The sequence below is a fragment of the Rariglobus hedericola genome (genome assembly GCF_007559335.1).
GTDB lineage: Bacteria > Verrucomicrobiota > Verrucomicrobiia > Opitutales > Opitutaceae > Rariglobus > Rariglobus hedericola.
The window spans coordinates 583,504-605,000 of the sequence record NZ_VMBG01000002.1; the positions used below are offsets into that span (position 1 = coordinate 583,504).

Consider the following 21,497-nt stretch of genomic DNA (forward strand, 5'->3'; position numbering starts at 1 on the left):
GGCTTTTTTGCGGAGTGTATTCGTGAAACGGTTACTCGTTGGGCTTGGGAGCACGCATCGGGGTGGTGACATCCTTGAGCGGGAAACGGTTTCCGCGGTGGTCGATCTGGATGTTTTGCGGCGTCTGCGTGGTGAGGACGAGCGCCTGGTTCCACGGGATGAGTTTCGTTTCGCCGGCCTTGACGGGGCCGCGGTAGAGAACGGTGCCGGAGCTGTCGGTCACGCTGACCAGCTCGGTGTTGGCGGTGGCGACGATGCCGAGGGCGCGTTCGCCGGCTTGAGGCTGGACCCAAGGAATTTTGTCGGCCTTGGGACCGGTGAGGGCGCCGATGCCCCAGATGAGCAGGAGCACGAGGACGATCACGCCGCAGACCAGAGCGCTGCCTTTAAGAATGAGATTGGGGTCGAGGTTGAGGCCGCCGGGTGCGCGAGGGCGGAAGGTGGCGGGGTTTTTGTCGTTGGGAACGACATCGGCGCCGGGCGTCATCGCAGCGGCGGCGGCCGAAGGCGCTTCGCCAACGTTGCCGGCCTTGGCGGTGGCGACGCTGATATCCATGCGGCCATAGACCTCGCGGTTGATGGCGCGGCCGTTTTTGGCGGCGTCACCGAGACCGAGCGCGTGGTAATCGTTGATGATCTTGTCGCCGGAGAGCTTCAGGTAAGTGGCGTAGGTGCGGAGGAAGCCGCGCACGTAAATTTCGGGCAGTTTGATATCAAACTGGTTGTTCTCGTATTTGTGCAGGTAGTCGCCGCGGATCTTGGTCGCTTCGGCGGCTTCACGGATGGAGATGCCTTTGCGCTTACGGGCTTCTTCGAGGCGTTCGCCGATGGTCTGCATGGAGGTGAGTTAGGTGAAAAGGGCGGGAAGGGGAAGGAGGATTTTACAATGCAAGCGGATGCATTGCCGTCCGTTCCCCTTTTTCCAATCGGGTGATGCGGTCAGAGGCTGCGGGCACGCAGGATCGCGGGGCGCGGATCGGTGGCGTTGGTGCCGTTGAGGACGACATCGGCCTGATCCTTGGCGGTGCGGGCACGTTGTTTTTCCTGTTCGGCCTCGGCGAGGGCGAGGCGCTTCTGGGCGACGGCGTCGATGCGGTCTTCAACCTCGTTCAACTTGGCCTCCTGATCCTTTTGCGCGAGTTTCCACTCGGACGCGGCGGTTTCGACGGACTTGGTGGTATCGGCGAGCTGTTGTTCGGCGGTGACGAGCTTTTGGCGGAGTTCGGCGTCGTCGGGTTTCTTTTCGGCTTTGACGGTGAGTGCGGCGAGTTGTTCGCGGACTTCGTCGAGGCGGCGTTTGGAGCGGGTTTCGGTCTGCATCCATTCCTCTTTCTTGAGGCGGGCGGCTTCGGCGGCGGCGCGAGTTTCCTGAAGGGCGGCGCGGGCGTCGTCTAGAGACTTCACGGCGGCTTCGGTTGAGCGGCGCGCGGCATCGAGTGCGGTGTTGGCGAGCTCGACGGTTTTCTCGGCGTTGGCGGCTTGTGCAGCGCGGGATGCGGCGGCTTCGACAGCCTGGCGGGCGGCGAGGGCGCGGGCCTGGGCGATTTCCATGGCGGCACGGGACGCGGCGACCTGTTGGGTTTTACGGGAAAGGGCGCGCGAAGTTTCTTCGAGTTGCGCGGAGTTGGTCTCGCTGGATTTGCGCAGGGATTCGGTGGCGGCGAGGCTGGCCTGTTTTTCCTCTTCGGAGACCTTCATGAACGTCTCGCGGGCGGTGGCGGCGAGGGATTCGGCGGCGAGGGCCTGTTCCTGGCTGACGTTTTCGGGCGTGGCGGGAGCGGCTTGGATCTTGGCGAGCGTCTCGACGACGGGACTCCACATGGATTCGATGCGGAAACGCAGGAAAGCGTCCTGGCGGCCGGGGATCTCGGCGTTTTCGAGGGACTGCAGGTGTTCGAGGTAGCTGGCGGCGTCGGTGAAGCGGGCGTCTTTGCGCGGCTCCTGGCGATCGGTGATGCGGCGGTTGTAGGGATCGGTGAGCTGGTAGTGGTTGATCAACGTGCCGCCGCGAGGGTCGTCGTCGGGATGGCGCGGGGCGAGGGTGTCGGCGCTGCGGTAAATCGCGAAACGGGCGTCAAACTGGAGCGAGCCGCCGGCTTCGAGGAGCTGGCGCTCGATGGGCAGATCGTCGGAGGCGGCCGGGGTGAAGGGTTTAGTTCCGGAGTTACCCACGAGGGATTTGAACGTGTCGGTCGTGGTGGCCCACGCGGTGCGGGCGACGCCGGAGAGGCCGGGGCGATTGTCGAAGGAGGCGCGTTGAAAGCCCTTTTTCACTTCGTAGAGGCGAATATCGACCTCGTAGTCGGTATTGGCCTCGAGGGCGAACGGCGTGACCTCGTCCACGGTGAGCGGAATGAGGCCGAAGGAGCGCAGATCGTATTTTACGAGGGAGGCGCGGGAGATGCGCTTGCTCTCGACCTGCAATGCGTCGTTGGACGAAAGCGTGCGTATGTGGATGAGCAGCCAGAGATCCTTGCCAGCGAGACCGGCTTCGCTGGAGAGGGAATTGTTGGTTTTGCGCACGCCGGCTTCGTGGAGCCAGCCGGGGTTGAGCGCTTCGAGGCTCAGGCTGAAACGCGCATCGCGCGGGACGTGGACGACGTTGGTCGCGTAAGGCACGTCGTTTTCGCCGGGCGCACGATAGATGACGGATGAACCTGGATCCTTTTTAAGTAGAACGGTGTCGGGCGAGCGGGATTGGCAACCGGCGGTCAGCACAACAAGAGTCAGCGCGGAGGCGCCCAACAAGGTCAGGGATCTGTTCATCATCATCATTTTAAGGGAGATTGCCGCCGGCAACGGGCCGACGCTCAAAGCGCTCCGACCCGCTTAATCCCAAAAAGATGCGCGCCGGGGCGAGAATTCTGAAAATTCTCACGCCGGCGCGCGGGTGAAGGGCTGACTGCCGCGGAGGGCGTCTGGCTTAGATCGAGTCGAGATCCTTGAGGATTTCGCGCGGGCTGGAGCCGTTTTCGGGACCGACGATGCCCTTGTCTTCCATGAGGTCCATGATGCGGGCGGCGCGGTTGTAACCGATGCGCAGGCGGCGCTGGATCATCGAGGTCGAGGCGCGCTTGGTGGATTTGATGACGTCGAGCGCCTGGTTGAACAACTCCTCGTCGTCGCCCATGTCGCTGTCGCCACTTTCGGAGGATTCTTCTTCGCCGGCTGCGTCGCGATCGATCTGTTGCTGGACGGACGAGGCGTATTGGGGCGGGCCGTTCTTCTTGAGGAACTCGACGAAGTCCTGGACCTCTTCGTCGGAGACGAAGGCGCCTTGTGCACGCACGAGACGCGAGCTGCCGGGAGGCGAGAACAACATATCGCCGCGACCGATGAGCGTCTCGGCGCCTTTGCCATCGAGAATGGTGCGGGAGTCGATCTGCGAGGCGACTTGGAACGCGATACGCGAGGGCAAGTTGGCTTTGATGACGCCGGTGATGACGTTCACCGACGGGCGCTGCGTGGCGATGATGAGGTGGATGCCGGCGGCGCGGGCGAGCTGGGCGAGGCGGGCGATGCTGGTCTCGATCTCGGCGGGCGCGACCATCATGAGGTCGGCGAGTTCGTCGATGATGGCGACGATGTAGGGGAGTTTCTCGGGGATATCGAGACCGTCATCGGCGGCCAGCGGGTCCACACCGTCGAGGGATTGCTGGGCGTCGGCCGAAGGGAAATCGGCCGCGCCGGATTTCTTGCGGGTGTTGAAACCTGCGATGTTGCGCACGCCGACCTTGGCGAAGATCTGGTAGCGTTGTTCCATCTCGCCGAGCAGCCACTTAAGGGCGGCGGGGACCTTCTTCGGCTCGGTCACCACGGGGATGAGCATGTGCGGAAGGGTGTTGAAGACTTTGAGCTCAACGACCTTTGGATCCACCATGATGAGACGCAGGTCCTTCGGGCTTTTGCGATAGACGATGGAGGCGATGATGGAGTTGATGCACACCGATTTGCCCGAGCCGGTGGCACCGGCGATCAGGAGATGCGGCATCTTGGCGAGGTCGGAGATGAGCGGCTTGCCGGACACATCCTTGCCGAGCGCGATGGGAATCTCGGCCTTCGCGGACGACCAGTCTTCGGACTCAAGAATCTCGCGCATGCCGACCGGCGTCGGGACGCGGTTGGGGATTTCCACGCCGACGGCGGCTTTGCCGGGAATCGGGGCGAGAATACGCACGGACTGCGCGCGCATGCCGAGGGCGATGTTCTTGTCGAGGCCGGCGATTTTTTCGACGCGCACGCCGGGAGCGGGAGCGACTTCGTAGCACGTGATCACCGGACCGACATGGATCTCGCCCGGGGTGACTGTGACGCCGAATTCGCCGAGAATGCGGACGAGGTCGGCCATGTTTTTGGCGTATTCTTCGTCGGTGCCGTCGGCGGAGGCGGCGGATTGTTCTTTCAGCAGCGAGAGCGAAGGGAACTCGTAGTTTTCCTCGATGAGCGGAACCGCGGGGGCCTTGGCCTTTTTGGTTTCCTCGGGTTTGACGATCGAGACGGGGCCGAGGCCGGCGGGCAACGACTCGAGCGTGCCCTCGGGTTTGGCGGGGCCGCGATTGATGCGGGGCGCTACGGGAGCAACGGGCGGCGGCGTATCGACGGCGGCAACGATCGCGGCGGGTTTGGACTCGTCGTCGGTCTTCGGGGCGAAGGGCGAGGCGGTGTTGCCGGTGCGCGGCAGCGTGAGTTTTTTGTTGGGCGGCGGTGCGGCCACGATTGAGGCGGCGGGGGCGGCGGTCTTGGCCTCGATCTTGCGTTTATCGGCGCTGGCTTTGAGTTGAGCGCGGAGATCGGCGGCCTCGGCACGGACAGCGGCGCGGCGTTCGCGCCAAGCGTGGAAAGCGTGGATGAGCTTGTCAAACTCGGTGCCGATGTCGCGCACCAGAATGAAGACGAAGCCGAGAATGTAAGTGGTGCCGAGGAGCAGCACGGTGCCGAAGACTCCCAGCGTGTCCCTGAAGAGACCGGTGTAAACGAGATCGCCGAGCAATCCGCCGAGGCCTTCGGTGAAATACTGGGTTTTACCGAAGCTCGTGACCATCGAGGCGAGCGCCGATGCGCTGACGACGCAGATCACCATGGCGATGACGCGCGTGGCGGCGAACTGCTTGGCGTTGCGCAGCGCGAGATACGTCATCCAAAACAAAAACGGAGGCAGCAACCAGATGCTCACGCCGATGGTATGAATGGACCACCAAGTGAATTCGGCGCCGACGCTGCCGACGAGATTGGGGGCGGCCTGACGGAAATTGGTGCCCGTCTGGCGGCTTTGCTCAGGGTCGAAGTCCAGGAAGGCCACGGTCACCAGCAGGCCGATCAGCAGGCACGAGCTTGCGGCGATCCACCGCGGACGGGTGCGCGGTGGCTGGAAGGACGGGACGGTGTTTACAGTTGAACTCGCTGGCTTGGGCATGTGTTTTTCGGCCTTGGAATGCCGGACTAATTCCACGGCAACGTTTCCCTCGGTCAAACGCAATATCCCCCTGTTCCCATTTCTCGCTAAACGCAAAATTTACCATGTCATCGTTTCTTCGTTTAAAACCTCTCTATCAGGATCGCGTGTGGGGCGGCCGTGCACTCGAAAGCGCGCTCGACCGGACGCTGCCGCCGGATCGTCCCATCGGTGAAAGCTGGGAGATCGTTGATCGCCCCGAGGCACAATCCGTCTTGAGTGGCGGGGAATTTGACGGCCGGACTTTGCGCGAAGTCATTGCGGGCAACACCGCCGCGATCATGGGCCCGCAGTGGCCGGCGGATCGCCCGTTTCCGATTCTGGTGAAATGGCTCGATTGCAAAGAGCGTCTCAGCCTTCAGGTGCATCCGCCTGCTGCGGTTGCGCCGGAGTTGAAGGGCGAGCCGAAGACCGAGAACTGGTATATCGCCGCATGCGAACCCGGTTCTAAGCTCATCGTCGGCCTGAAGAGGGGCGTCACACGCACGCAGTTTGAAAAGGCGCTCACCGACCTCACGCTCGAGGACTGCGTGCATCGTTTTCCGGTGAAAGCCGGTGATTCGATTCTCGTGCACAGCGGCCAGATCCATGCGATCGACGGCGGAAATCTCATTCTCGAGATCCAGCAAAACTCCGACACGACCTATCGCGTTTACGATTGGGGCCGCGTCGGTCTCGATGGCAAACCCCGCGCGATGCACGTCGAACAATCGTTGAAATCCATCAAGTGGGACGATTTCGAGCCCGAGCCGATCCGTGGCGTGCGCGCTCCGGCAACTATCGCGAACGCGAAGGAGTTCCGCATTCGCCGCGTGCCGCTGGCCGAGCGTGCAGAGCTCACGTTTGAAGCCGGTGAACAGCCGCGCATCCTCAGCGTCGTCGAGGGCAAGCTGATCACGCCCGACGGCGAAGTGCTTACCCGGGGCGATAATATCATCATCCCTTACTCGGTAAAAAATTCATTTATCGCGCAAAGTGACACGCTTACGCTAGTCACCGAGAACTTTTGCTGACAGCTTATGGTTAGAAATAGCCATGCAACTGAAGCACTCACGCTCAACAGCCGGGGGAGGAGCCCTCATCCAGATCATGATGTTTCTGGTGTGCGCGTTCGCCATGCTGGGGATGGGCTGGATGCTGTTGTTGCCGGGTTTGTTCACGAGTGTGATTGAAAACCGCACGGGCTTCGCGGCCCGCGTTGATTCGTTTTACGCCAACCCGTTCACCGCCGAAGTGCGCATGCGCGGACTGGTCGTCGCGAATCCGGCGGGCTTTGGTGAAAGCGAATTTCTTGAGGTGCGCGAGTTCACGGCCCAAGCGGACCTGTTTTCGCTTTTGGGCAGCAAGCCCGTGCTCGACATGAGCACCGTCGACGTGGCTCGCATCACCGTCGTCACCAATGCGCGCGGCTCGAACAACCTCGACTTGATGTATCGCCGCCTGGCCGTCACGTCGCCTTCCGAGAAAAAAGCGAAAACCGCCGCCGGCTCCAAATCTGCCGCCGGTTCGCCGCTGCAGTTTCTCGTTCGCGATCTCGATGTCCGTCTCAATGAAGTGATCGTGAGGGATGAACGCCCTGGGAAAAGCGCCGAGACGGTGCACCAGCTCGCCTTCCAGCGCAGCTACCGGAATGTCACGCCGGCCACGAAATTTAACGCCGATTTGCCTCCTGCCGTGGCCGCCGCCGGCAAAAATATCGGCGAGATGCTTACCGGTGATCTCAAAGAGCTGGTGACCAACGCGACCCAGCCCATTGACCGACGCACCTACGCTTGGGGCGACAAGCGGGAAAAGTCGGGAGAAAGCGCCAGGAAACTTGAAGAACAGCCGAAGCCTTGATTTGGTGGGCGGTTCATGAACGAGACAGAACCGACCAACCCAGATCCGCAGACCACCACTTCCGCCGATAATGTCGCGCCCGAGGCTCCCGCCGCCGGTCCCGACCTGAGTGAGCAGCTTGCCGCCGCGAAGAAAGAATCGGCCGACAACTACGACCGTTACGTCCGCTCGGTCGCCGATCTTGATAATCACCGTCGCCGCACCGTCCGCGAAAAAGATGAGCTCCGTCAATTCGCCTCATCGCGCGTGCTCGAAGACCTCCTGCCCGTGATCGACAATCTCGGTCTCGGCCTCGCCGCCGCCAAGGCGCCCAACGCCGATTTGAAGACGCTCGTCGGTGGTATTTCGATGGTGGCCGAGCAGCTCAAGTCATCGCTCGCGAGCCACGGCCTCAAAGAGGTCAATCCCGTCGCCCAGCCCTTCGATCCGAATTTGCACGAGGCGATCTCGCAGCAGCCCAGCGCCGATGTCGCTGAAGGCTCCGTCGTCACCGTGGTGCGCGTTGGCTTCACCCTGAACGGTCGCTTGCTGCGTCCCGCCTCGGTGATTGTTTCCACCGGCCCCGCCACCGAGCAGTCCGCCTAACCAAACCGTATGGCTGCCCAACAAGATTATTACGAACTCCTCAGCGTGGCCAAAGGCGCCACGGATGAGGAGCTGAAGAAGGCCTATCGCAAGAAGGCCGTGCAGTTCCACCCGGACAAAAACCCGGGCAACAAGGAAGCGGAGGAGATGTTCAAGAAAGTCTCCGAAGCCTACGAAGTCCTCAAAGACCCGCAGAAACGCGCGGCCTATGATCGCTACGGCCATGCCGCCTTCCAGCAAGGTGGCGGTGCCGGTCCGCGCGGACCTGGCGGCGGCGGTGGTGGCGGCGGTTTCCACGATCCCTTCGATATCTTCCGTGACGTCTTTGGCGGTCAAGGTGGCGGCGGCGGTGGTGGTGGCGGTATTTTCGAAGACATGTTTGGCGGTGGAGGCGGTGGCCGTGGTGGCGACCGCGACGGTGCCGACTTGCGCTACGATTTGGAAATCTCCCTCGAAGAAGCCGCCAAGGGCATCGAGAAGGAAATCTCCTTCCGCAAGGCGATGACGTGCGAACGCTGCGACGGTAGTGGTGCCGAGCCCGGCTCGAAAAAAGTCACCTGCCCGACGTGCAAAGGCCACGGCCAGGTCCGTCGCAGCGGCGGTATCATCACGTTCACACAAGCGTGCCCGACGTGCGGCGGCAGTGGCCAAAAAATCGAGAAGCCGTGCACCGCGTGCCGTGGCGAAGGCCGCACCGCGAAGGCCACCAAGGTCAACGTGCGCATCCCTGCGGGCGTCGAAACCGGTTCGCGTCTCCGCTCCAGCGGCAACGGCGAGGCCGGCATGGCGGGCGGTCAATCGGGCGATCTCTACATCGTGATCAACGTTCGCGAGCACGAGCTCTTCGAGCGTCATGGTAACGATCTCTTCTGCGAGATCCCGATCAAGTTCACCCTCGCTTCACTCGGCGGCAGCATCGAAGTGCCCACGCTCTCCGGCAAAGCGTCGCTGAAGATTCCGGTCGGCACGCAAAGCGGCACCACCTTCCGACTCAAGGGCAAGGGCATGCCGTCCCTGCGCGGCGGCTCGCCGGGCGACCAACTCCTGCGCGTGCAGGTGGAAGTCCCTCAATCGCTCACCGCCGAGCAGCGCAAGCTCCTCGAAGAGTTCGCCAAGGTGAGCGGCGATGCCGATGAACCCACCTCGAAGAGCTTCTTCGAGAAGGCCAAGAAGTTCTTCTAAGCCTCCGTCCTCTCCGAAAATCATGCGCGTCGTCATCCTCGGTTCCGGTCGCGGCTCCAATGCCGAAGCCATCCTGCTCGCGAAAGCCGCCGGCAAACTCGGCCGGGCCGAGGTCGTGCAGATTTTCGCGGACAAACCCGACGCGGGCATCCTCGCGCTCGGGCCGCGTTTCGGCGTGCCGGCGACGTTTCTCGATGCCGCTCCGTTCAAGACGAAGCTCGATGGCTCCGCCGAACAGCACTACATCGCAGCGATCAGCTCGTGTCAGCCCGACTTGATCGTGCTCGCGGGCTTCATGCGCGTCATCAAGCCGGGTTTTCTCACGGCATTCGCCGGAAAAATCATCAACCTCCACCCGAGCTTGCTGCCAAGTTTTCCCGGTCTCGACGGTATCGGCCAGGCTTGGCGCCGTGGTGTGAAAATCGCCGGCTGCACCGTGCACTACGTGACGCAGGAAGTGGATGGTGGCCCGATCATCGATCAGGCTGCGGTGCACGTGGAGGCGGAGGATACGCCGGATAGTTTCGCGGATAAAATCCACGCGGCCGAACACGCATTGCTGCCGGCGGTGATCGCTCGTTTGAGCGAAAAGAAAGCCTGAGCGGCTTTCCTTACGACGCGCTGCCGTGCAGCACGGCTTTCGCGGTGCCGGCGGCGTCGACTGTCTCGATCAATTGCACCTCAAGCTGCGCGCCTTGGGCGGCCAGCAAGGTGCGGAGGGCGTCCGGCGAGTCGTGAGTTTCCACGCGGACCTGGCCCTGCTGACGATACGTCACGCGGTAGCCGGTTTCATCGGACTCCAGCTTGCGGAGTTTGTCCTTCGCGGCGGCGGCGCGGGCGGGAGCTTTGCGTTTCACGCGCTGGTCCGACGGCAGCGCGGGGCGCGTGAACGGATACGGCTCACGCAGCAAGGCGGACACGGCGCCCTCGATCTCGTGAATACGCACGAACAGCGCCTCACGTTGGAGGAGCAGCGCGTTGATGCGAATTTGAGAATCGGCCGACATCTGAAAACAAAAGCCGGCGGATCAGGATTCGTCGGTCGAAGCGGAGTCGTCGGAGTCCGCAGTGTCTTCGTCGGCGCCGGTGTTCGCGGCGGTGCGGGCGGGCTTTTTGGCGGCGCCGCGCGTGACGGTGTCGGCCTTCGGATCGAAGCCGGCGACGGCGAGAGGAGGCGCAGGGAAGGGGAACGCGCCGGTTTCGCCGAGGACGTCTTCGACCTGGGTTTCGAGTTCGGCGATGCGTTCGTAGGCGCGCTGACGCTCCTCGATGAGGAGATCGATCTTTACGCGGGCTTCGTGGGCCTGACGGATGACCTCGGCATCGGCGCCGAGGACGATGTCGCGGAAGGAGAGGGATGCGGTTTTTTTAGCCATGGTGATTACTGCCAGAAAATGCGTTTGAGTTTATTGAGAAGGTCGGGCGCCTCGGGGCGCTCTTGGGATGTCGCTGGAGCGGATGCTCGCGGCGGGGCGGACACAGTCGGACGTGGCGGCGCCACGTCAATGGCGGTTTGCCGGACAGGCGTGGCGCGCACGACCACCGGAGGCATGGGCGGGAGTGCTTTTGCAGCCGCAGTCTGACGGGCGTTGGCCTCGCGGCCGGCCCATACTTCGCGAGCGGCATCGGCGACTTCTTGCGAGGAATCGGTTGCGCGATCCTGCAGTAATTCGTCAGGCGCGTTGGCGTGGCGCAGCGCGGCGATGCGCACGACCGGTGCGGCATCACGGGCCAGATCATACATGTCGGCCCGCCGCCAGGCCGGGCAGGCGCTCACCGCGAGCACGCGCACGGTGGGCAGCGGATCGGCGAGCAAGATCTTGGCGGTTTCCAAGTCGAGACGCAGATCGGTGCGGCCTTGAATGGCCCAGTGGCGGCGAAAATCGGGGCTGTGCACGAGGAGGAATTGCACGAGCTGTTCACTCAAATTCTCGCGATACGCGAGGGCGGCGAGCACCGCGGGTTGGCGTGTGGCGGCGAGTTCTTCGACGAGATCGGACGGCATGGCGGGATTGCCAGCGAGTGCTTCGCATACGGTTTCCTCGGCGAGCGAGGTGAAGTAGCGGGCGATGGTTTCGTCGAGGGAAAGATTCGCCGCGAGGGCGGTGCGGGTGGCGAGGTCGGAGTCGCGGGCGAGCAGGCTTTGCAGCGGGCGCGAAAGCTGCGGGCGTGCAGCGACCCAGGCGCGCTCGTCGGGCTCGCCGCGCGTGGCGAGAAACAGGAGGTCGACATCATCGAGGTCGAGATCCGTGCGGGCCAGGCGGCGCACTGCGGCGTGCGGTGAACGCAGCAACGTGTGGTTCACCTCGGCGGGAAGGGCTTTGCGCTGAAGCAATGCGAGTTGGACGTCCTCCTCGTCACCGGCGGCCCAGCCGAGCAACAAATCCTCCTCGGCGGTCACGGAGGCCACGGTGTGCACGCGGACGACGGCGCAGGCATCGGCACCGAGCACGAGTGCGGCGGGCGCGGGCAGGGCGGATTGTGCGGCGAGGCGCAAGCGGACGGACGGATCCGCATCCACGACGAGCACGGCTTGGTGCGGCAGGCGCAGCGAAGAATTGCCGGCGAGCGAGCGGCGCACCTCGGGATCGGCGTCGGTGGTAAGAGTGAAAAGCTCACGCGCGGGCAGTTGCGGATGCGCAGCGGCTTGGGCGCGGACGCCGGCGTTTTCGTGCGCGGCGAACTGGCTCATCAAGTGCGGTGGCGTGCGGGGATTTGTCGCGAGATGCGCGAGCACCGCAGGCGCGGCACCGACGGCGAGTGTTTCCAGCAGATGACTCGGCGACAGCGGATAACTGGCGACGAATTCGAGTGCTTCGGGGGTGTTGGGTAGCGCGGCAAGATCCTGGAGCAGACGCGAGGGAATCGGTGGCTTGCGCAAGGCGGCGGACGTGCGCCGCACGCCATCGCTGCGGATGCGGGCGAGCAAGGTTTCGACGGTGAGAGTTTCGGCGGACATCGGTGTGTAGTTTATTTTTGATTACACAATCAGCCGAGACGGATGTCGCCCGGTTGCACATAGATCTCGCGCGGGTTGTTGCCGACTTGCGGGCCGATGTAGCGGCGCTGTTCCATTTCCTCCATGAGCGAGGCGGCGCGGTTGTAGCCGATTTTGAGACGGCGTTGGAGATAACTCGTGCTGGCGCGACCGTGCGAGGCGATGATCTCGAGGGCTTCTTTGATCATGGGATCGGCGCCGATGTTGATGCTTTCGCCGTCCACGCTTTCCGAAGGGCCGGGCGCGTCTTCGGCGCGTAACTCGACGCGGTAGCGAGGCTGGACCTGGGTCTTGAGAAAGCCGACGACACGCTCGATCTCGGCATCGTCCACGAAGGGGGCCTGGAGGCGCTGGAGGCGTCCGAGGCCGGGAGGGCTGTAGAGCATATCTCCGCGGCCTTGGAGGGATTCGGCGCCCTTGCCATCGAGGATGGTGCGGCTGTCGACTTGCGACGAAACCTGAAACGCCATGCGCGTGGGATAGTTGGCTTTGATGATACCTGTGATGACGTTCACCGAAGGGCGCTGCGTCGCGAGGACGGTGTGAATGCCAACGGCGCGCGACATCTGCGCGAGACGGGCGATGGGCGTTTCGACTTCTTGCGAGGCGGTCATCATGAGGTCGGCGAGCTCGTCGATCACGAGGACGATGAACGGCATTTTCGGGAAGCCCTCGGTGATGGCCTTGGCGTTGTAGCCGGCGAGATTGCGGACGTTTTTCTCGGCGAGAATTTCGTAGCGGCGTTCCATCTCACGCACGAGCCACTTGAGTGCCTGCACGGCTTGTTTGGGCTCGGTGACGACGGGGTGAATCAAGTGCGGCAGGTCACGATAGATGGCGAATTCGACAATCTTCGGATCGATCAACATCAGCTCGAGCTCGTCTGGGCGGAAACGATAGACGAGCGAGAGAATGAGATTGCTGATGCAGACGGATTTACCCGAACCGGTCGCGCCGGCGATGAGTGCGTGCGGGGCGCGGGCGAGATCGCAGAGCACATGACGGCCGGCGATATCGACGCCGAGGATGAGCGGAATCTCGGCGGTGGTGTTGAGCCAGTCGGTCGATTCGAAGGAGCCGCGCAACGTGAGCGGGATGGTGTTGCGGTTGGGGATCTCGATGCCGACGTAGTTTTCGCCGGGGATCGGTGCCTGGATGCGCACGGCGTTGGCGGACATGGAGAGCGCGATATTTTTCTCCAGCGAGGCGATGGCTTCGACGCGCACGCCAAAACCGGGACGCACGCGGAACTGAGTGATGCGTGGGCCGACGATGGCGTCGTGGACGAGCGCATCGACGGCGAAACTGTCGAGCGCGTCTTGCAGCAGGCGTTTGTCGGCATCCAATTCATCGGCACTCGAGAAAGCACGTTCGCCGGGCGACGGCGCGCGCAACAAATCGAGCGGCGCGAATTGGTAGGCCGCCATCTCGTCGGAGGTGAACGGATCTGGGAGTTTTTCCACGGGCGCGACGAGTGTCGGAGCGGGCGCGGCGATGGCGGAGGCTTCGGGCGCGGACGTATCGAGGGCGCGTTCGCGGGCGTTTTGGCGAAGTCCTTCGAGGTGATCGAGCGCGTCTTCGAGTTGATCGCGGTGACGGGCGCGGAGCGTGGCGCGTTCTTCGAGGCGGGCTTCCATCTCTTCGTGCCAGAAGGAGAGCAGGTGTTCGTCTTCGCTGAGGAGCGGGCTGGGGATGGAAGGAAGAGTGGGCTCGGGAGAAGCGACGGACATTTGGAGGGGAAAAGGGGCAAATTTACAGACCCGTGGAGCGATCGTGCAAGCGAAGCGTGCCATCATTTTTTAACATGATGACCGGCCAATGCGCTTGCGGCGGGCAGGCAGGGGGGCGACAGTTATTTTCGCGATGAAAACCAAGATCTTTGTCGATGGACAGGAAGGCACCACGGGCCTGCAAATTCATGAACGGCTCGCGCTGCGTCCCGAGCTCGAGCTGATCGCAATCGATCCGGCCAAGCGCAAGGATACGGCTGCGCGTGCAGCCTGCCTGAACGCTGCCGATGTCGCGTTTCTTTGTTTGCCCGACGGCGCGGCGAAGGAATCGGCGGCTTTGGTGACGAATCCGAATACTTGCATCATCGACGCATCGACGGCGCACCGCATCGATCCCGCGTGGGTTTACGGCGTGCCGGAGCTGGGCGCGGATTATCGCGCGGCGATCCGCACCAGCAAACGCATCGCCAATCCCGGCTGTCATGCGACGGCGTTCGCGCTCGCGGTGCGTCCGCTGGTGCAACGCGGACTCGTGCCGGCGGATTTCGCGTTGTCGTGTTTTTCGATCACGGGCTACAGCGGTGGCGGCAAAAAGATGATCGCCGATTATGAACAGACGCCGTTGCCCGAGGCGTTGAAGAGCCCGCGTCCTTATGCGCTCGGCTTGATGCACAAGCATCTGCCGGAAATGCGCGTGCACACCGGTTTGGTGAATGCGCCGATTTTCAGTCCGGTCGTGGGTAATTTCTACAAAGGTCTCACGATCACCGTGGCATTGCCGCTTCGGCAACTACCGGTCGCGCCGAGTCCTCAGGCCTTGCACCATGCGCTGACCGAGACGTATGCGGGGGAGAAATTCATCCGCGTGCTGCCCTTCGGTGACGAAGGCGTGCTCGATGGCGGCTTCCTCGATGTGCAGGCGTGCAACGACACCAATCGCTGCGATCTCGCGGTCTTCGGCCATGCTGATCAAGCCGTCGTCGTCGCACGGCTGGATAATTTGGGTAAAGGCGCATCGGGTGCGGCGATCCAGTGTATGAACCTGCACCTCGGCTTCGACGAAGGCGCGGGCCTCGCGGTCTGATCGAGCGGACGACAACGGCGAACTTGATCACCGGATGACTGCACCTGTGCGCATTTTGGTGATCGAGGATGAGCCGGCCATCGCCGACACGCTCGTGTATGCTTTGCGCACCGAGGGTTTTGCGCCCGAATGGTGTGCGACCGGCCGCGAGGGATTGGCGGCGTTTTCAAGCGCTGCAACGATGGCGGATAACCCCGCCGCCGGTTTTGCGTTGGTGATTCTCGATGTGGGTTTGCCCGATATGAGCGGATTTGACCTGTGTCGTGAGTTGCGCACCCGCACGCCGGTGCCGGTGTTATTTCTCACGGCGCGTTCGAGCGAGATCGATCGCGTGGTGGGACTGGAACTCGGCGGGGATGATTATGTGACGAAACCGTTCAGCCCGCGTGAAGTGACCGCACGTGTGCGAGCGATCCTGCGCCGCACGCACCCCCCCGTCATCGCCGCGCCCGCACATAATTCGACCACCACCAACACCGCCACCACTACTGCGCCTTCTCTCACCAATGAAACGCAGCCAGTTTGTAACGTATTAAGTTATAAACCGGCTGGAGGTGCTCCGGGTGCGGTGGGGCTGACGGTTAATGAGGAGTGCAAGGAGGCGTTTTTTTGCGGGGTGCGACTGGAATTGACGCGTTATGAGTTTCGATTGCTGGCGGTGCTGCACTCGCGACCGGGGCGCGTGTGGTCGCGTGATGAATTGATGACGCGCGTGTGGGAAGATCCAGGTGCGAGCCTTGATCGCACCGTCGATGCGCATATCAAGACGCTTCGGGGCAAATTACGCTCAATCGCCTCCGAGCCGGACGTGATTTGCACGCATCGGGGCGAAGGTTACTCGCTGCGTCTGCTCTCGTAATCTCGCGCTTTGCGATTCTGTGGATCGCTCGGGACGCGCCGACCAGGTGAGGAATGCGTTTTTCGCGGCGAATTCATGCAGGGTTCACACGGGCTTCACGCACGCAGGGCACGATGAGCGGATGAACTCTGAATCTTCTTCGGTGGTGTCGGGCGTGCGTGGCTGGCTGCGGCGGCGGGCGCTGGTGTTTAAACTCATGGGCGTGGCGCTGATCGGCCTGCTTTTATTTATCCCGCTCGGGATGGTGCAATCGACTCTGAGCGAACGGTATTCGAGACAACAGGAGGCGGTGCACGAGATCACCCAGACGTGGGGCGAGGCTCAGCGCGTGGCCGGGCCGGTGCTGGTGGTGCCTTACACTTACAAGGTCGAGGCGATCGAATCGCAGGTTGTCTTGGGGCGCCGGGTGGATGTCACCGTGGATCGTGAGCAACGAGGCGAGGCCGTCTTTTTGCCGGAGCGGCTGGTGGTGGACGGCACCTTGGTGCCCTCGATTCGGAAGCGCGGGATTTACGAAACGCCGGTGTATGCGGCTAAATTGGCGATTTCGGGGAAATTTGCAGCGCCCTCATTTGATTTTCTGACGTTGCGCGGGCTTGAACCGCTATGGGCACAGGCGCGGGTTTGTTTCATCATCAGTGACTTACGCGGAGCTCAGCAGGATCTGGCGCTGAAGTGGGGCGGCGAGACGGTGGCCTTGCAGCCGGGGGCTCGTTTTTCAGAGGTGATGGGCGCGGGCGTGCACGCACCGGTGAAATTGGTAAAAGACGAGACCAAGGAGTTTTCCCTCGAATTGGCTTTGAACGGGAGCGATGCGTTGAGGTTTTTGCCGTTGGGGCGTCAGACGGAAGTGAAACTCGCCTCGACGTGGGCTGACCCGAGTTTTGATGGCGGTTATCTGCCCACTGAACGCGAGGTGGGCTTGGAGGGATTTAATGCCTCGTGGCGAGTCAGTTACTATGGCCGTAGTTTTCCGCAGCAATGGGTCGAAGGCGGTGATGGCCAGCCGAGCGTGGAAAAAATCGAAGAAACTGCGTTTGGCGTGAGCCTGATGGAGCCGGTGAATGCCTACCGCACGGTGGAACGGGCGATTAAATATGGGGTGCTCTTCGTCACGCTGGTGTTCACGACGTTTTTCTTGTTCGAGGCGGTCTGTCGCGTGCGCCTCAGTTCGCTGAACTACCTCTTGGTGGGAGCCGCGTTGTGTTTGTTTTACCTGGGGTTACTAGCTCTGGCGGAGTTTCTGGTGTTCGGCGTGGCGTATGCGGTGGCGGCCGGAGCTTCGACGGTGCTGATCGCATTGTATGCGCGGCGAATTTTGAAAAATGACCGGCGCGCCGTGCTGGTGGGGGGAATGTTGGGCGGCGTGTATGCCTATCTGTATTTCGTGCTCCAGATGGAAGATTTCGCCCTGTTGGCGGGCACGGGAGCGCTGTTTGCGGTGTTGGCGGCGGTGATGTTTGCGACGCGTCGGCTGGAATCCTCGGTGGAACCTCAAGTGGTGACGGAGGCGGAGCTGTCGTGAGGCCGTGTCGTTTGCCGCGATTACATTGTGCGCTGGCCGGCCTATTGCCGCTGAGGGTGGGACGCGGGGGATTGGCCTTGCCGAGGTCGCGCGCGGCAGGGACGTTCTTCCGCATGAGTTTGTTTGAGATCAAAGCCGAAATTCCCCCTGAAGCGGTCGATGCCATCGACGAAGTATTACTGGAGCTGGGAGTTGAAGGATGGAGTCTGCTCCAGGATGTCATCGTAAAACGCGCCTGGATCGTGGGCATTTTCGAAAATGAAGCCACGGGCGATGCGCGTTGGTCCGAACTGTTGCCTTTGATCGCTGGAATCGCGGAACCCGCTGATCCCGAGCGTCGTGCTTTGGCCGATCAAGATTGGCGCGATAGTTACAAAGCGCATTTTAAAGCGTCGCAATTCGGACGCTTGCACTGGGTTCCGGTGTGGGAACGTGAGAAATTCCAGCCGGGCGCGGGCGAAGTCGTCATTTGGCTCGATCCGGGCCTGGCATTTGGCACCGGTAACCATGAAACCACGCGGCTTTGCTGCGAGCGCTTGGTGGCGTTGGCGGCCAAAGCGGGCGCGCTGGTGGACGACTGGCGTGTGATCGATGCCGGTTGTGGCTCGGGTATTCTGGCGCTTTCGGCGGCAAAGCTGGGCTTCAGGCGAATCGCGGGCTTTGACAATGATCCCGAAGCCGTGCGCGTGAGTGAGGAAAATGCTGAACTAAATGGACTTGCGGGCGCGGTGGAGTTTTTCACCGGCGACTTGGTGACAGGATTGGCCGGCGGGCGTCAGGCCGAAGTCGTTTTGGCCAACATTCAGGCCGACGTGCTCATGCGGTTCGTCAACGAGCTCACGGTTTCAGTCGCGCCCGGTGGAGCGCTCGTCTTGAGCGGAATTCTCGCGATCGAGCTGGAGAAAGTGCGTGCGGTGTTTGCCGCGGCCGTGCCGGCTTGGACGATCGAAAGCCGCATCATGGGCGAGTGGAGCGATCTCGCGCTCACCCGCACCGTTTAATGGCGTTTAAAAGGTGGCGGGCGCGGGAGTAACCCCGACCACCTTGACCTCGACGCGACCCATTTCGGCAATGCCGAGGTTTTCGCGGAAGATATCGCCTACTTCTTGGGCCAGATAGCCTTGAATGGCATCCAGCTTAGCGTTCGGGCGGACTTTCAAGCGAATGGTTACGTTGAATTTGCCGCGACTGCGGGTAACCTGAGCGCGGGCCGACGCGATACCGCCCAACTGCTCGCAGCACGTCTCGATGAGGCGATGCAGGGCGTGGCGCGAGATGCGCAAGGCACCTTTGTCATCACGCAAAATCGTAAGCGTGGCGGGGGGGCGCAGGCAGAGTAACAGCACTAGAAAGCCTAACATGCTCCAGATGAGCACGTATTGCGTGGTCGTGAAGTGAAGGAGATCCCAATTCATCGCAAACATGCAGCCGTGGCGGATTAATCCGTCGCCGGAGCGTCGGGCCAGAGATCGTCGGATTTATCCTGGGCGGCGTTGAGATCGCCCGGGAGGCGCACGCCTTCGATGATGACATCGACCTTGGCGACGTTTTTGCCGGTCATGGCGATGACCTGCTTGCGCACCGCGAGTTGGACTTCGTAGGCCGTTTTGCCGATTTCGGAGCCATAGTTGATGACGATACGGAGTTCGATGGTGTAGGTATCATCATCCGTTTCATTAACTTTTACGCCGCGGTGATCAGATTCACGACGCTTGGCGAACAGTTCGCTGATGCCGTCAACGATACCGCCGCCAACGCCTGCGACGCCGGGGATCTGAAGGGCGGCGAGGCGGACGATGCTGGCGACGACCGTGTGGTTGATCTTGATGTCGCCCAGCTCGGGCTGGTCATCGAAGCGAGGGGTGGGTGTGAACTCGGACGATTGCATGGTAATTAGATGCTTTTAAAAACGCCGTTTGGGCGTGGGTTGCAAGGGCTGGCTCGGTATTCGGGCAAAAAAACTCCCGCGACTTTAAGAATCGCGGGAGTGAATGCTGACCATGAAACACGCGGCCGGTTGCTTAGGAGAAGAGGTCCGTGGGCGTGCGGGCGAAGAAATCCTCCATGTAAGCGGTCGTGGCCTTGCCCTCGATAAACGTGGGGTCGCACATGATCGCCTTGTGAAGCGGGATGGTGGTCTTGATGCCGCGAATGAGGTATTCGCTGAGGGCGCGGTAGGTGCGCTGGATGGCCGTAGGACGATCGCGACCGTAGCAGATGAGCTTGCCGATCATGGAATCGTAATAAGGCGGGATGGCGTAGCCGGAATAGGCATGGGAATCGACGCGCACGCCGTGGCCGCCCGGGGCGTAATAGAGGCCTATGGTGCCGGGGGACGGCACGAAGTTGCGGGCGGGATCCTCGGCGTTGATACGGCACTCGATGGCGTGCTTCTCGAATTTGATATCGCTCTGGTCGAAGGCGAGTTTTTCGCCATTGGCCACGAGGATCTGCTGTTTGATGAGGTCGATACCGGTGCATTCCTCGGTCACGGGATGTTCCACTTGGATGCGGGTATTCATCTCGATGAAGTAGAAATTGCCCTTGGCATCGACGAGGAACTCGATGGTGCCGGCGTTCTCGTATTCGGCGGCTTCAGCGGCTTTGACGGCAAATTTGCCCATCTTTTTGCGCAAATCGGGCGTCAGGAAGGGCGAAGGAGACTCTTCAATGAGCTTTTGGTGGCGGCGCTGGATGGAGCAATCACGTTCACCGAGGTGGAGGACCTTGCCATGGCTGTCGGCGAGGATCTGGAACTCGATGTGGCGGGGTTTTTCGATGTATTTCTCGATGTAAACCGAGCCATTGCCGAAGGCTTTTTCCGCTTCGTTACGGGCAACGTGGTATTCCTTGGCGAAGGAAATGTCGTTGTGCGCGATACGCATGCCACGACCGCCGCCGCCGGCAACCGCCTTGATGATGACGGGATAACCGATCTTGCGGGCGATCTTGACGGCTTCGGATTCGTTTTCGACCGGACCATCAGAGCCAGGCACGGTGGGGACGCCGGCTTTCTTGACGGTGTCCTTGGCGACGGCCTTGTCGCCCATCATCTGGATGGACTTGGACTTAGGCCCGATGAACTTGATGTTGCACGATTCGCACTGCTGGGCGAACGTGGCGTTTTCGGAAAGAAAACCGTATCCGGGATGGATGGCGTCAACATCGGCGATCTCGGCGGCAGCGATAATGCGATCAGCCTTAAGATAGCTGTCTGCACCACGAGGACCGCCGATACAAATGGCTTCATCGGCGAGCTGAACATGGAGGGACTGGACGTCGGCCTCCGAGTAAACGGCGAGGGTTTTGATGCCGAGCTCACGGCAGGCGCGGACGATGCGAAGGGCGATTTCACCGCGATTGGCGATGAGGATTTTCTGGATCATCAGAGGGAGTGGTAATAAATAAACCGCTAAACCGCACTAAGTTGCGCCAATTAAATCAGCGGTTCAGTGGCGACTAGCGGTTATTAAGGAAAATGGACGATGGGTTGAAATCAGCCCTGCTTAACCTTGAAGAGCTTCTGACCGTATTCGACCGGCTGGCCGTTCTCGACGAGGGCTTCAACGATGGTGCCCTTAAGTTCGGCTTGGATCTCGTTCATGATCTTCATGGCTTCGATGATGCAGACGACCGAGTTTTCGACGATCTTGGTGCCGTTCTCCGCGTAGGGCTTACTCTCTGGGGAGCCAGAACGGTAGAAGGTGCCTACCATTGGGGATTTGATGTAAGAGATACCGGTTTCGTCGCCAGCGGGGGCTGCGGCGGGAGCGGCGGGGGCTTGAACTGCGGGGGCCGGGGCAACGTTTTCGTTGTAGGAGGCCGGGGCATTGGACGCGTAGCTGCTGCTAACAACGGGAAGGCCATTGGCGCCACGGCGGATCTTCAGCTTGAAACCCTCTTCCTCGACCGCGAATTCGGTCAGCTCGGAGCGTTTCATGATGTCGATGATTTGTTTGATCTGTTTTAGGTCCAATTTATGCCTAGGTTAAGTTAGAGGAGAAGGAAGGGACTTCCTTTGTTTAGAGGCTATTTTGAAATGGATGGGATTGATTTGTGCAACCTTTGAATTCTGAGGCAAAATCCGACTAATTCGTGTCATTTTCACCTGAAATCTTGGTAATTCCTCGGTAAAGTAAGGAATGCCTGATTACATTTCCTCACCGCAAAGATAAGTTTTTTGGACTAAAAGGGGCTAATACGCGTGGTGTTTGTGCTAACGCGATAAAATGAGGCCGGATGT

20 protein-coding genes are annotated in these 21,497 nt (G+C 61.5%); 9 read left to right on the plus strand and 11 right to left on the minus strand.

What is annotated here, in order from left to right:
* Positions 1-31 precede the first annotated feature (31 nt).
* From FPL22_RS12770 to FPL22_RS12780, 3 genes are all read right to left on the minus strand, one after another.
* Positions 32-838, minus strand: a complete 807-nt coding sequence (locus tag FPL22_RS12770; RefSeq protein WP_144230802.1) for a helix-turn-helix domain-containing protein — start codon at positions 836-838, stop codon at positions 32-34.
* Positions 839-939: 101 nt separating this feature from the next.
* Positions 940-2,766 (minus strand): coiled-coil domain-containing protein, encoded by a 1,827-nt coding sequence (locus FPL22_RS12775; protein WP_144230803.1) that lies wholly within the window; start codon positions 2,764-2,766, stop codon positions 940-942.
* 157 nt (positions 2,767-2,923) lie between these two features.
* On the minus strand, positions 2,924-5,413 hold the full coding sequence (locus FPL22_RS12780; RefSeq protein WP_144230804.1) for an FtsK/SpoIIIE family DNA translocase: 2,490 nt from the start codon (positions 5,411-5,413) through the stop codon (positions 2,924-2,926).
* A 104-nt stretch (positions 5,414-5,517) separates the two neighbouring features.
* On the opposite strand from FPL22_RS12780, the gene FPL22_RS12785 reads away from it, so the two are divergent.
* Genes FPL22_RS12785 through purN form a run of 5 tightly spaced genes read left to right on the plus strand, consistent with a single transcriptional unit; the run spans position 5,518 to position 9,659 of the window.
* Positions 5,518-6,465, plus strand: coding sequence for a type I phosphomannose isomerase catalytic subunit (locus tag FPL22_RS12785; protein WP_144230805.1), 948 nt, complete (start codon positions 5,518-5,520; stop codon positions 6,463-6,465).
* A 22-nt stretch (positions 6,466-6,487) separates the two neighbouring features.
* Positions 6,488-7,291, plus strand: a complete 804-nt coding sequence (locus tag FPL22_RS12790; RefSeq protein ID WP_144230806.1) for an AsmA family protein — start codon at positions 6,488-6,490, stop codon at positions 7,289-7,291.
* Positions 7,292-7,306: 15 nt separating this feature from the next.
* Positions 7,307-7,876 (plus strand): nucleotide exchange factor GrpE, encoded by a 570-nt coding sequence (locus tag FPL22_RS12795; RefSeq protein WP_144230807.1) that lies wholly within the window; start codon positions 7,307-7,309, stop codon positions 7,874-7,876.
* A 9-nt stretch (positions 7,877-7,885) separates the two neighbouring features.
* A complete protein-coding gene (gene dnaJ, locus FPL22_RS12800; RefSeq protein ID WP_144230808.1) occupies positions 7,886-9,058 on the plus strand; it encodes a molecular chaperone DnaJ in 1,173 nt (390 codons plus the stop codon).
* A 22-nt stretch (positions 9,059-9,080) separates the two neighbouring features.
* Entirely contained in the window at positions 9,081-9,659 is a 579-nt protein-coding gene (gene purN / locus FPL22_RS12805; RefSeq protein WP_144230809.1) for a phosphoribosylglycinamide formyltransferase, read from the plus strand.
* A gap of 10 nt (positions 9,660-9,669) precedes the next feature.
* Here the strand turns inward: purN and FPL22_RS12810 are convergent, their stop codons facing one another.
* From FPL22_RS12810 to FPL22_RS12825, 4 genes are read right to left on the minus strand one after another with little or no spacing between them, the layout of a single operon-like run.
* Positions 9,670-10,065, minus strand: coding sequence for a hypothetical protein (locus tag FPL22_RS12810; protein ID WP_144230810.1), 396 nt, complete (start codon positions 10,063-10,065; stop codon positions 9,670-9,672).
* Between the two features lie 21 nt (positions 10,066-10,086).
* The gene (locus tag FPL22_RS12815; protein ID WP_238991413.1) at positions 10,087-10,434 is read right to left on the minus strand and encodes a hypothetical protein; all 348 of its coding nucleotides are present in this window, start codon (positions 10,432-10,434) and stop codon (positions 10,087-10,089) included.
* Positions 10,435-10,439: 5 nt separating this feature from the next.
* Complete coding sequence (locus tag FPL22_RS12820) at positions 10,440-12,017, minus strand: flagellar biosynthesis protein FlhF (protein WP_144230811.1); 1,578 nt, start codon at positions 12,015-12,017, stop codon at positions 10,440-10,442.
* Positions 12,018-12,046: 29 nt separating this feature from the next.
* Positions 12,047-13,786 (minus strand): DNA translocase FtsK, encoded by a 1,740-nt coding sequence (locus FPL22_RS12825; protein ID WP_144230812.1) that lies wholly within the window; start codon positions 13,784-13,786, stop codon positions 12,047-12,049.
* Positions 13,787-13,919: 133 nt separating this feature from the next.
* Here FPL22_RS12825 and argC point away from each other — a divergent pair, with 133 nt between their 5' ends.
* The 4 genes from argC to FPL22_RS12845 all read left to right on the plus strand — a co-directional run bounded on the left by argC (position 13,920) and on the right by FPL22_RS12845 (position 18,255).
* Positions 13,920-14,870: an N-acetyl-gamma-glutamyl-phosphate reductase gene (gene argC, locus FPL22_RS12830; protein ID WP_144230813.1), complete on the plus strand. Its 951-nt coding sequence runs from the start codon at positions 13,920-13,922 to the stop codon at positions 14,868-14,870.
* 34 nt (positions 14,871-14,904) lie between these two features.
* Positions 14,905-15,729, plus strand: a complete 825-nt coding sequence (locus FPL22_RS12835) for a winged helix-turn-helix domain-containing protein (protein ID WP_144230814.1) — start codon at positions 14,905-14,907, stop codon at positions 15,727-15,729.
* A 19-nt stretch (positions 15,730-15,748) separates the two neighbouring features.
* Positions 15,749-17,254 (plus strand): cell envelope integrity protein CreD, encoded by a 1,506-nt coding sequence (gene creD, locus FPL22_RS12840; protein ID WP_144230815.1) that lies wholly within the window; start codon positions 15,749-15,751, stop codon positions 17,252-17,254.
* Between the two features lie 113 nt (positions 17,255-17,367).
* The gene (locus FPL22_RS12845; protein WP_144230816.1) at positions 17,368-18,255 is read left to right on the plus strand and encodes a 50S ribosomal protein L11 methyltransferase; all 888 of its coding nucleotides are present in this window, start codon (positions 17,368-17,370) and stop codon (positions 18,253-18,255) included.
* A 6-nt stretch (positions 18,256-18,261) separates the two neighbouring features.
* Here FPL22_RS12845 and FPL22_RS12850 read toward each other — a convergent pair whose 3' ends face one another.
* The 4 genes from FPL22_RS12850 to accB all read right to left on the minus strand — a co-directional run bounded on the left by FPL22_RS12850 (position 18,262) and on the right by accB (position 21,194).
* Positions 18,262-18,669 carry an alkaline shock response membrane anchor protein AmaP gene (locus FPL22_RS12850; RefSeq protein ID WP_238991414.1) on the minus strand — a complete coding sequence of 136 codons (408 nt, stop codon included), beginning with the start codon at positions 18,667-18,669 and terminating at the stop codon, positions 18,262-18,264.
* Positions 18,670-18,692: 23 nt separating this feature from the next.
* On the minus strand, positions 18,693-19,142 hold the full coding sequence (locus tag FPL22_RS12855; protein ID WP_144230818.1) for an Asp23/Gls24 family envelope stress response protein: 450 nt from the start codon (positions 19,140-19,142) through the stop codon (positions 18,693-18,695).
* Between the two features lie 133 nt (positions 19,143-19,275).
* A complete protein-coding gene (accC, locus tag FPL22_RS12860; protein WP_144230819.1) occupies positions 19,276-20,640 on the minus strand; it encodes an acetyl-CoA carboxylase biotin carboxylase subunit in 1,365 nt (454 codons plus the stop codon).
* A 110-nt stretch (positions 20,641-20,750) separates the two neighbouring features.
* Positions 20,751-21,194, minus strand: coding sequence for an acetyl-CoA carboxylase biotin carboxyl carrier protein (accB, locus tag FPL22_RS12865; RefSeq protein ID WP_203235156.1), 444 nt, complete (start codon positions 21,192-21,194; stop codon positions 20,751-20,753).
* Positions 21,195-21,497: the final 303 nt, after the last annotated feature.